13 protein-coding genes are annotated in these 12126 nt (G+C 40.7%); 8 read left to right on the forward strand and 5 right to left on the reverse strand.

Annotation, left to right across the window (positions count from 1 at the left end; genetic code table 11):
* Positions 1 to 13 precede the first annotated feature (13 nt).
* On the reverse strand, positions 14 to 1831 hold the full coding sequence (locus tag NC796_RS00080; RefSeq protein ID WP_310681102.1) for a DUF2779 domain-containing protein: 1818 nt from the start codon (positions 1829 to 1831) through the stop codon (positions 14 to 16).
* 314 nt (positions 1832 to 2145) lie between these two features.
* Here NC796_RS00080 and NC796_RS00085 point away from each other — a divergent pair, with 314 nt between their 5' ends.
* The 3 genes from NC796_RS00085 to NC796_RS00095 all read left to right on the forward strand — a co-directional run bounded on the left by NC796_RS00085 (position 2146) and on the right by NC796_RS00095 (position 3506).
* The gene (locus NC796_RS00085) at positions 2146 to 2466 is read left to right on the forward strand and encodes an AlpA family phage regulatory protein (protein WP_310681103.1); all 321 of its coding nucleotides are present in this window, start codon (positions 2146 to 2148) and stop codon (positions 2464 to 2466) included.
* Positions 2467 to 2833: 367 nt separating this feature from the next.
* Complete coding sequence (locus tag NC796_RS00090) at positions 2834 to 3151, forward strand: hypothetical protein (RefSeq protein ID WP_310681104.1); 318 nt, start codon at positions 2834 to 2836, stop codon at positions 3149 to 3151.
* 40 nt (positions 3152 to 3191) lie between these two features.
* Positions 3192 to 3506: a hypothetical protein gene (locus NC796_RS00095; RefSeq protein ID WP_310681105.1), complete on the forward strand. Its 315-nt coding sequence runs from the start codon at positions 3192 to 3194 to the stop codon at positions 3504 to 3506.
* 139 nt (positions 3507 to 3645) lie between these two features.
* Here NC796_RS00095 and NC796_RS00100 read toward each other — a convergent pair whose 3' ends face one another.
* Positions 3646 to 4029 (reverse strand): hypothetical protein, encoded by a 384-nt coding sequence (locus tag NC796_RS00100; protein WP_310681106.1) that lies wholly within the window; start codon positions 4027 to 4029, stop codon positions 3646 to 3648.
* A 348-nt stretch (positions 4030 to 4377) separates the two neighbouring features.
* On the opposite strand from NC796_RS00100, the gene NC796_RS00105 reads away from it, so the two are divergent.
* The gene (locus tag NC796_RS00105) at positions 4378 to 4998 is read left to right on the forward strand and encodes a DUF1326 domain-containing protein (RefSeq protein WP_310681107.1); all 621 of its coding nucleotides are present in this window, start codon (positions 4378 to 4380) and stop codon (positions 4996 to 4998) included.
* 57 nt (positions 4999 to 5055) lie between these two features.
* Entirely contained in the window at positions 5056 to 5793 is a 738-nt protein-coding gene (locus NC796_RS00110) for a DUF2182 domain-containing protein (protein ID WP_310681108.1), read from the forward strand.
* 128 nt (positions 5794 to 5921) lie between these two features.
* Here NC796_RS00110 and NC796_RS00115 read toward each other — a convergent pair whose 3' ends face one another.
* The gene (locus NC796_RS00115) at positions 5922 to 6305 is read right to left on the reverse strand and encodes a hypothetical protein (protein WP_310681109.1); all 384 of its coding nucleotides are present in this window, start codon (positions 6303 to 6305) and stop codon (positions 5922 to 5924) included.
* A 436-nt stretch (positions 6306 to 6741) separates the two neighbouring features.
* On the opposite strand from NC796_RS00115, the gene NC796_RS00120 reads away from it, so the two are divergent.
* The 3 genes from NC796_RS00120 (at position 6742) to NC796_RS00130 (ending at position 9451) form a co-directional block, all read left to right on the forward strand.
* Positions 6742 to 7362 (forward strand): hypothetical protein, encoded by a 621-nt coding sequence (locus NC796_RS00120; protein ID WP_310681110.1) that lies wholly within the window; start codon positions 6742 to 6744, stop codon positions 7360 to 7362.
* The gene (locus NC796_RS00125; RefSeq protein ID WP_310681111.1) at positions 7349 to 8086 is read left to right on the forward strand and encodes a nucleotidyl transferase AbiEii/AbiGii toxin family protein; all 738 of its coding nucleotides are present in this window, start codon (positions 7349 to 7351) and stop codon (positions 8084 to 8086) included. Before NC796_RS00120 ends, NC796_RS00125 begins: the two co-directional genes overlap by 14 nt.
* A 354-nt stretch (positions 8087 to 8440) precedes the next feature.
* On the forward strand, positions 8441 to 9451 hold the full coding sequence (locus NC796_RS00130) for a hypothetical protein (RefSeq protein WP_310681112.1): 1011 nt from the start codon (positions 8441 to 8443) through the stop codon (positions 9449 to 9451).
* A 491-nt stretch (positions 9452 to 9942) separates the two neighbouring features.
* On the opposite strand, the gene NC796_RS00135 is transcribed toward NC796_RS00130, so the two are convergent.
* Both NC796_RS00135 and NC796_RS00140 read right to left on the reverse strand, forming a co-directional pair.
* Positions 9943 to 10608: a hypothetical protein gene (locus NC796_RS00135; protein WP_310681113.1), complete on the reverse strand. Its 666-nt coding sequence runs from the start codon at positions 10606 to 10608 to the stop codon at positions 9943 to 9945.
* Between the two features lie 619 nt (positions 10609 to 11227).
* Complete coding sequence (locus NC796_RS00140) at positions 11228 to 11917, reverse strand: hypothetical protein (RefSeq protein ID WP_310681114.1); 690 nt, start codon at positions 11915 to 11917, stop codon at positions 11228 to 11230.
* Between the last annotated feature and the right edge of the window lie 209 nt (positions 11918 to 12126).

A 12126-nucleotide genomic window follows, 5' to 3' on the forward strand; every position in this document is an offset into this window, starting at 1 on the left:
TTTAGAATTATAGCTAACTAGCTTTTAAATACTCCCAATGCTGATGGATCATCACCATGGCCAGAGTATCCAACTCACAATATTTTAGCAGTGCCTCAAAAGTTGCTTCACGTTCTTCTTCTGATACATCATCGAACTGCATACGACTCCATGCCATCATGGCCGTACCGCCCTCAGCGATCGTTTCTTCGGCCGTTTCATAATCCGGTATGCCGTAACCGATGGGATCCAGCAGCTTATAAGGACTTAAGACATTGCCTGTCCCCTCGTCAATTTTATAGAGCACTTTGTCTTTAATACTGAGTCCGCTGTACGGTTGGGAATAGATCTCCCTTAATTTAGGACTTTCATTCAGTACGGCAGGCAGCACCTCTTTAATACTGTTGGATCCTTTCATATAAGGAGAATAGTAATAATTGACCACCATCCGCTGCTGGTCGATCATCTCACGCGATCCTCCTTTGGTGATGGTCTGAATCCATTCAATGAGTTCTTCAGCATCAACCGGCTGACGTTCACCTAATAGATCGATGACATCATTGAGCACCGTATTCTCAAAGTGATGATACATAAATATGCTTCCGTTATCCCCTTCCAGACATTTCTTTAGCTCCCGAACAAAATCAAAACAGGGAAACTTTCCGGGCGTATCCTCAATCCATTCTGCAGTGTGTTCCAAGCTGCCATCCTCATAAATACTGTGACAGGAAAACTGGAAAGGGGTTTTCTTATAGGGCTTCTGTCCTTTGTGAAAGGGAATAGCCGGAGTAACAGCTTCAAAGTCAATAAAGTGAAGCGGATAGTTCCAGGTTTCCATCTCCTTGAACAGTCCGGTAAGTACCGCTTCATCTTGGGAATGACGACCACTAGCTTTCATGATTTGAACCGTTTGCCGCTGCCCGTAACTCCACTCTGTTTGCTCATAGAGTGTGTCGGGATTGGCTCTCAACATCCCCGGAATAAGTTCTTCCATGTGATATACACCCTGGTCGAGATATTTTCCCGTCCGCCGGTCGTTCCAGATATCAAATACATGCGGTTTAGCCAGCTCTTTATCGGACCAATGATGAGCTTCTCTCCAACACTCCACGAAACCACTTTTTTCGTTATCTGAAAGTTTGTCCGGAGGAATGCGATACTCGCAGTCTTTACATTTATTACCTGTAGTAACAGGATACTTCTTATCGGCCTGCAGATATTCACTGAGCGTTTGAATCCATTGCTCAAATCCGGCCGCTTCCAACTTGTGTTCTGGGTCTCGTCCGTTACAGTTTAAGATTTGATCCACATACTCACCTACATGGACTTTTCGCAGGATAGGCGTTCCAAGGTCTGCCTTGCTGACCCCTTCTTTCACCTGAACCTCACTTCGACCGTTTTCTTCAACGATTTTAAAATGTTGATGCAGCCCATCAACCGTAGCTTTCTGCGTCTTATCGATGAGCATCAGGTAGGGCTCAATTTGGTAATCGGGATAGGCTTGCCGTACCACCCATGTTTGGAACGCTACATCAAATAAGTACTCTTGCCAGTCTCTGTAAATATCATCCTTGTTCTTGTAGGTAAAGCTTTCATCCGGTGCCCAGGACTTGGATTTAACCTCAATAAGATCCAGGCGGTTATCCTTTTTCTGCAGGACATCCACCAGTATGAAACAATTCTGGTGTTTTATAGCAGCCTCATAAATGGTCACCGTTTCTTGCTGCAGTAAGGCATTAGTTTCGCTCAGGGATTTTGCCTTATCCTGCATCATCGGGATATCATGTCCACCCGGAAAGTAGAGCTTGGCCAGCTCCCCGACCTGGAGTCCGCCTTCGGCTAAAGCTTGCATGAACTCATTATCTTCCAACGTGCTTTTATACTCCTTGTGTTGTTTATAATAGAGTTTAGTAGGGCAATCAAGCGCTCTTACGAATTTGGACTTTGTTAGGTATTAAGACATAGCTTTTTAACTGTTTTTGAGGTCGCATTATTTGCAGTGTAACAATTTTATAGGTTTATAAATAAGTATAAGCAGGAGACTGACATATACTGTCATCCCTCTTTTAAATTTCCGTTCTAAGAGCCTCAAACATCAGAATTATTCATTCCTCATCCTTAATTTGGTCGATAAATCATGCCATATTCAACTAAATATACAGGCATATGGACATCGAAACTTATTTAACGGAAACCATTGAGCAAGCGGTAAGAAAAGTTATTCGAGAGGAACTCGAAGATTTTAAACAGGAAGTTGTACATGCCATTAATTCAAAAAGTTGGAATGTCACTGAGAGTGGGAATAAACCAGAAAGCAGAATCGTCAGGCCCAAAGAACTGGCTAATATGCTTTCCATGAGTATTGCTACTATTTATCGAATGCAAAATGAAGACAACCTGCCTCCCAAGATTAAGATGGGAAGTCGTGCTGTGGGTTGGCTTAGGTCAGATATTGAAGAATGGTTGATCAGTAGAAAACAAGATTGAATAGGCTTGTTCATTTTTAATCTACAAAGAATCTTGCTCCCAACCAGACAATATTTGCTATAAACTAAAGTTTATTTACAACACTAGTTAATGCGTCCGATAAGCAATAATAACAGTGCTTTAAAGAATCCCTTAAATGAGATATTGGGATATGAGGCAAATGTACGTCTTCTTCGGTGCTTGGTTGAAGCCCAAGTAACCATGAGTCACAGTGAATTGGCTGATCGGACCGGTCTGTCCCTGCCCGGTATCCACAAAGTAGTACACCGGTAGTGGCAAAAAGCAGCATATCGAGATTAGAAATGCCCATCCCCTGGCACCTACAATTAAAGAGTTGTTTAAAGCGGAGAAAGAGTACTACGATACCTTGATTGAGAATCTGAAAGAGACAATGAAAGGTCTTGAGTCAAAACCCAAATCAGCCTGGATATTTGGACAAGTTGCTCAGGGATCCGATGAGTATGGGGACCCTATTCGCATATCTCTTATAGGGGGCGTTAAGTCTATCGATAAAAATACAGATCAATTTAGAAACCGACTTCGTGACTCTGGTATTGAAAAAGAGTTTGATGTAACCATTGAAGTTAATGGTGTAACTTTTGCTGATATAGAGTCCAGACCTGCAATCGATACGAAAAACTATCATCTTACTTTGGGGAACGGATCCACACCATTATCTGGCTAGTTTAAAAGATGAAAGAAACGGTAAAAGAACTCATCAGTATTTGGACAGTCAATCTCTCATTGATTCTAAAGCTTGGTCTGAGCTTCTTAAAACGTATCCGGAAATCATTCAGCGTACGATAAAGTATCTTGAAGATCGCATTCCAGAAACCAGTTCTGGTGAGAAAAAAGAACTCCAGGAATGGAAACACATTTTGGAAAGCATGTCATTACAACGTCTGAAGAAGTTTTTAGAGTCGGATTCAGAACGTTCTACCCGATTGCGGCAATCCCTACCCTTCTGGCCTGCATTGAAGGACAGTGAACGTGCTAAGCTTAAAAAACTTAAATCTGAACAGGATCAAGTCTATGAATAGAGAACAGCTTGAACATGCAATACGGGCGGCCTGTGATGTTTTGGGTGGTACTGAGCTCTATATTTTCAGGATGGGTACCCTTAAAGAGAGGACGACTGAGAGTGACGCACACAGTCAACTCCCTTCACCGAAAGAAGCATCAGTATCCGTAGGCTATCTGTCTGCATACGCTTCTCGCTCCCGGCAGTCCGCTGTAGAAGAATCGCTGCCAGCGGTTGTTAATACGTACGAATTGACCCGGTTTGACCACTTTGACGAAGTCAAACGAGGTGATTCCAGCATTATTTAAAAACCTCATTTGGCTGGAGCCACCAAAATTTATAGCCGGGATGTCTGCGACAAGGATATTTTTGGTAAATGAACCCGTGTTTGAGGTAATTACATAATATTGTTTCTGATATTCCACAACCATTGCCGAACTGCGATGGCCGTTACAGACTTTCTTAACCTCATAAACCCCCTGGGCAAAGGTGCTGGTGATACCGATACCAATACATGCAAATATTAAGAAAATCTTCTTCATGTTATTCTCCCTGCCCTTAATTTCTGATAGGTGTGCAGAGAACTTCTCTCTGTCTTAATTTAACATCCCTCATGGTCTCTTAATTCCGTATAGGGCTTTCCCCATGGTAATACTCCAAGCGGTATGCAAATATAACTGGAGGCGATGCTGTGCAAAAAATATCGTATTAATGAACCTAACTGAATCTTTGACTGCCTTTTTCAACTACATAGATTGTGTATTTGACTATCACCATTTTTTTTAAGACTATGATGTAACAAATTGTTTTTTATACAGATAGCCTCCCTACTTTATTAAATAATTGACGGCCTCCCATATAATTGAATAATTAATTGAAGAGGAAATATTATGTCGTGGAACCTAACTGCTCGAATGATAGAATCCTGCAATTGCAATATGCTATGTCCCTGTTGGTATGGTGTAGAGGATCTTATGATTTTTGATAACGACACCTGTGATTCTCCATTTCTTTTTCTAATCGAGGAGGGAAATTCCGATGGTACGGATCTAAGTGGGTGTAAAATTGCCATGTCCAGCATATTTCCGGGACCGACCCTTTTTGATGGAAATGGAACTTCTCGCGTTTATATTGATGAGAATACAACAGCAGATCAACAAAGAGAGTTGGAAGAAATCTTCAAAGGGAAAAAGGGAGGCCCGATGGAAATAATCGGCGGACTTATCTCTGAATGGCTGCCAACGAAAATTACAGCCATAGAAGTGCAGGAAAACGGAGACACTCTTACAGCAACTATAGGGGATTTTGGTACTATAAAATCGCAATTACTCAAGAATGAGGAAGGGCAACAAATGACCATGAAAGACGTGGGGTTCACAGTAGCCCTCCAGTTTGAGGATCACATAGGACAATTAGCCCCCAGCGGCTCCAAATGGACTGACCCGGATCTTCCTCATCAGTTTGAAACACAATCCGGGGTGCAGGGCTTTGCCCAATGGAACGGCGGTTAAGTCTTTAAATAACCGGCAAAAAAATCAAATTCTGTAAATGACCTCATTCTCCGTAGTGTGAAAAAAGACCGAGTAATCGTAATTCTTGGCCTGGCAGCTATTACGGTACTGGCGTGGTTGTACATTACAAAGCTGGCATTGGAGATGAAAGTGGGGACTCCTCACATGCAATCGTGGGACCTGTATGATTTTCTCATGATGTTTATCATGTGGACAGTGATGATGATCGCCATGATGACTCCTTCTGCTACTCCCATGGTCCTCATGTTTTACAAAGTCCATATTAAACGAAAAGAGGAAAACGGAGTTTTACTGCCAACATTTATGTTTCTTGGTGCTTACCTTGTGGTTTGGACCGGCTTTAGCTTGTTGGCTACACTTGCACAATGGGGGCTCCATTCTGTTGCCCTGCTTTCCCCCATGATGGTAGCCACCAGTCCCCTGTTGGGAGGTATGCTAATTCTGGCTGCCGGTATATTCCAATTGACATCTTTAAAGCATGCCTGCCTCCGCCACTGCCGATCTCCTTTGGGATTTATACTTCAAGAATGGAGGAGCGGGATGAAGGGAACTTTTCTAATGGGGCTCAAACATGGAATCTATTGTGTGGGTTGCTGCTGGGCTCTAATGGCGTTGCTCTTTGTGACAGGCGTAATGAATCTCCTTTGGGTAGCCATCATTGCCGGATTCGTTCTGATTGAAAAAATTCTCCCGAAAAGTGATTGGATCGGTCGTATTACCGGTTTAATACTAATAATCTGGGGTATGTGGTCAATTATTGATATTGGTTTGTAGAGGGCTTTGCAAACTCAGAGTTTAGCCTTCTCGAAATCAAAATCCGAATCTCTAGAGGATGGGTACCTTTGAAGAGAATACGGCTGAAAGTGAATCACACAGTCAACCCCCCTTCACCAGCATAAGCATCAGTATCCGTAGGCTATCTGTCTGCATACGCTTCTCGCTCCCGGTAGTCCGCTGTATAAGAATCGCTGCCAGCGGTTGTTGATACGTACGAATTGACCCGGCTTGACCACTTTGACGAAGTCAAACGAGGTGATTCCAGCACTATTTAAAAACCTCATTTGGCTGGATCCATCAAAATTAATAGCAGGGATGTCTGCGACAAGGATGTTTCTGGTAAATGAACCCGTGTTTGAGGTAATTACATAATATTGTTTCTGATATTCCACAACCATTGCCGAACTTCGATGGCCGTTACAGACTTTCTTAACCTCATAAACCCCCTGGGCAAAGGCGCTGGTGATACCGACACCAATACATGCAAATATTAAGACAATCTTCTTCATGTTATTCTCCCTGCCCTTAATTTCTGATAGGTGTGCAGAGAACTTCTCTCTGTCTTAATTTAATATCCCTTATAATTCCGTATAGGGCTATTTAAGCTTCGTGTTAAAACCATCTTAAACCTTACTTGGAGACTATTGCCCATAGTTGAACAGGATTAACTATAAAAGCTAAATTGGCAAATACTCCAGCAATCAAAAGAATTCTTATTTAAAAAATGGTCAACTAGCTTAAATAAGAGCTTGGCTTCATATGATTCTAGCTAAATATTCGCATATAAAGGAGGAGGCAATTAAAAGATGGTTTGCACTGAACTACTGTTTACATTCACAAACAATAGTTTTACAGGTTCAGGGCCCATACAAGTAGTTGAAAAACAAATAAATATTTTTTGTTTCTAATAATTGTTATTATTAACAAGAAATAGAAACAAATGGTATGAATTACACCGAATTTCGTCAGGAAATGAAAGCCTTTCCGAACTTTTCAGTCCGGGAGATTGAGAAGCATTTCCCCGAATTTGATAGCCGCCGACTGGTGGAGTGGCAGAAAAAGGGCTACATCCAAAAACTTCGGAATCGCTATTACTGTTTCTCTGATCAAGAGGTGGATGAACCTTTTCTGTATTACACGGCGAACGAACTGTATCATCCTTCTTATGTTTCCCTGGAGTCAGCCTTATCACGTTATGGCTTTATTCCAGAAGGTGTATTTCAGATCACTTCCTGCACGACACTAAAAACGAATTCGTTTAATACCCCAATCGGCAATTTTACCTATCGTCATCTCAAACCGTCACTGTTCTTTGGATATCAGCTTGAGGAATGGAATGATCATCGGTACGCTATGGCTGAACCGGAAAAAACCTTAATCGATTATCTATATCTGCATCCCGAAATAAAGGAAGCAGATGATATAGAAGCTCTTCGATGGAATGCTCTAGAAATCAATAATCGAATTTCGATAGAAAAACTAAACCGGTACGAAGCCTACATCAATTCACCTGCGTTAAGTAATCGTTTGAGCACTTTAAAAACATATCTTGATGTTGCCACTTAGCGAAATCCGGCCCTATTACTCTGAAGAGCTGCATCGTTTTCCCCGCTTTATGCTCAGGGAATATCTCCAATACAAGATATTGGAAATTTTGTATGAGAGCCCGTTTGCAACGGACCTTTGCTTTCTGGGAGGCACCTGTCTCCGAATTGTACATGGGAATCGCCGTTTTTCCGAGGATTTGGATTTTGATAATATTTCCCTGGAAGAAGATGCTTTCAAAGAGGTAGCAAATGAGATTCAAAAAGGCCTTGAACGGGAGGGCTACGAGGTTGAGCTTAAAACGATGATGAAAGGTGCCTGGCATTGTCATATTAAGTTTCCGGGATTACTTTTTGATGAAGGGTTGTCCGGCCACCAGGAAGAGAAGATCCTCATTCAGTTGGATACCGAACCTCAGCATTTTGACTATGATCCCGAACAGTTCTTGCTGAACCGCTTTGAAGTATTTTCCACCATTTGGACCACACCCCCACTTCTCATGGCTCAAAAACTATATGCCATTATAAACAGGGATCGCAATAAGGGAAGGGATTTCTATGACCTGGCTTTTCTGATGGGCCGGGATATCAAACCAAACTACCAGTACTTGGAAGCCAAAGTCTCTATATCGGATCCAGAGTCTTTAAAGGAAGCCGTTTTGACCAAGTGTCAACAATTGGATATGGAAGCAAAGGCTAAAGATGTGGAACCATTTTTATTTGATGCTTCTAAGGCCCTCACATAAGAAAGTGCAGTTGATCTTCGGTCGATTGTTTTACTTTTTGTAAATGCTGTTCTACCATTACATTTTAAATCTATTTTGTATGTATCCTCGAAAGAAATATTTGGTAGCAAAATTCGGGAGTAATTTTAGGGAATGAGTTTAATTTAGACAATTAATAACTTATAAATAGTCTTGAATAAATATTATTGAATATCCTTGAGAGAGATCGAAGAAAATTATGGCTTAAGTAAAAAAATTACAGAATATCCCATTCTAAGATCAGAGGAGATAGTCACCAAGATTCTCCAGTCATACTACAACAAATTGATTTGTTCAATGACACTTTCGAAACACATATAAATTGAAGGGGAAAAAATGGCACGACGTATTTTAGGACGTATTTTATCAACAGATAATATGCAACCCCTTGAAGGTTATCGAGTGGAAGCATATGATCATGACGAGTTCGATTCAGATGATTATATGGGGAGTGATATATCAAATCAGAATGGAGATTATAGTATTAATTATAGAGGAGGACATTGGGATCCTGCACCTCACGAGTGGACTTGGTGGCGTCCAGATATATATGTTAGAATCTTAGCACCTGTTGAAGCACCAGGTGGCTGGATAAAGGTATGGCAGTCTGGAATTAGAGGTAATTGGAGACTTCGAAACGATCTAAGAATCAATGCAGTAGTAACGCCCCCTAGTGAATTAGCAAGGTCGGTGTCTGGAGTTATTACTTGGTCAAATTCAACATGGCCTGAAGTAGGTAACCCAGGTGAACCGGCTCAGGGAGTAAGAGTTCGTGCATTTGATGCAGATGACTTTCCTGATACTGATGATTATATGGGACAAGCTGTCACCAATAATGAAGGTCGATATAGAATTGGCTATAGAGGTGGACATTGGGATTGGGGTTCTGGTGGGGGTTGGAGACCAGATATACGAATCAGAGTTGACCTTCAATACGATGGAAAATGGAAAAATGTACATTGGGGTACTGTATTTTCGGATGTCAAGCACAAGGAAGGCTTAGTCTATAACGCAGAAGCGCATTTCCCCGAACCAGATGATAATGATAATCAACCAGACCTCGAGGGTACTTATTGGTCGATTAGAAATTGTAACCCAACCCTGTGGATTCGGATAAGATTCTCAAATACCAATAGATGGCGCACAATAATGCCTAGAGATAGAATCTACCTTTTTGTAGCTAAAGGTGAAACATTTACTTTCATATCCGAAACACGAGTTAGAGGAGTATGGCTATATCCAGCTACACATATTATTTCAGGTGGGGAATCGGATGGAATACAGAATGAAGAGTATTGCGTAGGACAAGGTATCACTACGGTTTTTCCTATCATTTTACCAGGATAAATGCAATTTTAGACTATTTTGAAAATTACTATAAAAAATCTGAGTTTCTTTATTTAAGGTTTAGAAAGCCTACAGAATTTATCTATTAATCAATTTTATAATTGAAGTATACCGTAAACGGTATACAATTCTCTATACAGCCTGTCAAAGAAGGCGTACACGACATCATAATTGGACAATTCCTGTCGGTTCCACCGCTCATATTACTCGTATTGTAGAGGGTTGGCGGGTAGCTGTTCGAGCAGTTCCGAATCTCGATCCGTCGGGCCACGGCCTTCACCTATCGTCTAAGGTAAAAGGATAATGCTAAAACTGATCTCCCGAATTCGGGATATTGCCGTGACCTGGGGTGCGTTACGTCTACTGGTGCATTTATAATATAACTTTGTCGGGAAGGAAGGCAGGCACTCAATTGTAACGTCCTTAAGTCATAATTACACTGGAAATATAGAAATTGAATACACAAATCTTCAATGCCGTTGAGGATGAACTTATTCTATGAATCCAAACAGTGAGTAATCTATATACATGTTATTTGTAAGGTCCGGCACACCATCCTTTTTCCGATCTGCATGGAGATAATGTTCGGCTCTATTGAGGGACATATACAGGATTCCTATCAAGTCATCTTTATTATTTTTCATCTGTTTTGTTATAATTTTACCGATAAATCTTGCTGCCTCCTTTGCAAAGGTGTATGGTGCGGTGGGCCCAGCAGATAAAAAGCCAATAATATTATCAGCAAATTTATCAAATTCCGGATCTTCTACTACTTTTTCAAAATCTTCAGCTATTTCTCTACTCTTCCGGTCTGATTCAATAGCCAAGAACATCCAGTTAAAGTCTTGCGGTATCTTTTCAGTTTGATATAAAACATAGCCCGTATCACCAAATGTTAAAATATGATCGTCTTTAACGTTTTCAATTTCAGTAAAAATTCGAGAGCTTGCGACCTTACTAACTGCTGATTTAATTATTTCTTTCTTTCGGGCTTGTTCATTCGTAACGAAATACTCATCGAATTCAGGTAGATCAACATTTTCAGTCGAAATGAAACTAAAAAGCTTTACCTCTGCCAGATCTCTCCCAAAGATTATAAATCGTCGTCCTTCTCGATTATCTTTTATTTTTAACCGGTTAATCCGAAAGTAAAACATATGATCTCCTGTTTTCTAAGACATTCGAAGTTTGCTGTTATCAACTAGAATTTTTCATTATCAATTGATCGGATAGCATGTAACTTATTTCGAAGTTCTCGAAGCCCTTTTATAAATACAGAGTCTGCACCACAAACACCCCGAGGGAATCCCTGATAACCAATTTTCTTAATACCGGCGTAAACGGGAGCTATCCATCTCATGCTTGAGCCTGTAAACGAGATCCCACTGGGCGAGATGGGTCAGAAGGGAGGAAACCATTTCGTCAACACATTCAACGGTTTGACCTGAAGCATGAGAAATGCATGCTGGTTTTCTTGACTCATACGCCCCTGCCAGATCGTAATGAGGCTAAGTATTGCAATAACTCCAGGAGTAAGCCAGAACCAACGAATCTCCTTATTTATTTTTGCGCCTCGATTTTAAGTTTCTCATCCTTAATTGACTCTTTGGTTGAACTAGTCATAACCTCTCTTTAATGTATCATTTGTAGTAAAAGTTCTTGATAATCATCTGATCGTTGAAACATCAACCAGCTAAGTTCTCATAAGATTTTTTGTGTCTCTATTAAGATTTGCGAATGCACGGATTCAGTATAGTATATATCGCATAAACCTACCTATTCTCCCCAACCTTCAGGAGATATAGAATTATAAGCGCGAATGTGAGTCGCTTTTTCCATATCTTTATCCATGTCCTTGTCAACTATGTATTTTAGTAGATAGTAGTCTTTCTGATAGATAGAAAACATACATAAATCAATTGGTGTAACCTCAGCAGAGTTAATGCTACCAATCGCTCCACCTTTTTCAAGAGCAGCCGCAGCCAGTTCTGAACAGAAGAATTTACTAAAATCCTCGACATTGTGAGTAGCAGCACTTAGCAAAGGGACATTATCCAAGGCATCGAGAGCAGATTTAACCGCTTGTGGCGTATCGTATGGCTTTTTCTCTTGGTGTAATAAGAAGTTATAAAATGCTTCAAAATTGAGTTTAGATCTGACTTCATCACTCAATGGGAGCCACCAAATCCCCCCATTATAAGTTTCTATTCGGTCACTAAGGCGACTAATTGACACGCCAGAAAATCCGTCAAGAGATGTAGATTCTATTATTTGGTTAAAATAACCGCTTTGCGGAACGTTATCTACCAATAATTTGGACTGCAAAATAATACCGACGTGTGAAACAGGCGCACGTGTAGCCCACTTTATAAGTTCTGAAAAATTGGCTTTCCCGGAAAAAGCGATTATATCACCAGGTTTCATTTGGCCTCGTACTTCTGGATACTCTTTCTTTTTACGCCCCATATAAACTCCCTTTTGTGCTATATTGACTCTCAAATATTCATTTAACCCGTTTTCAACTCTCTTTTAAGACTGATTTGATATCAAATACTGTATAATTATATCGTAATACCCAGTGGATAGAACTGCAATACCTAATTTCACTACCGATTTTTTCCTAGCTTTAATTTCGCGAGGTAATCAATAAAGAATATTGGAATTGGACAGCGAAA

Source organism: Aliifodinibius sp. S!AR15-10, from assembly GCF_031569985.1.
Classification (GTDB): Bacteria; Bacteroidota; Rhodothermia; order Balneolales; family Balneolaceae; genus JAMQKA01.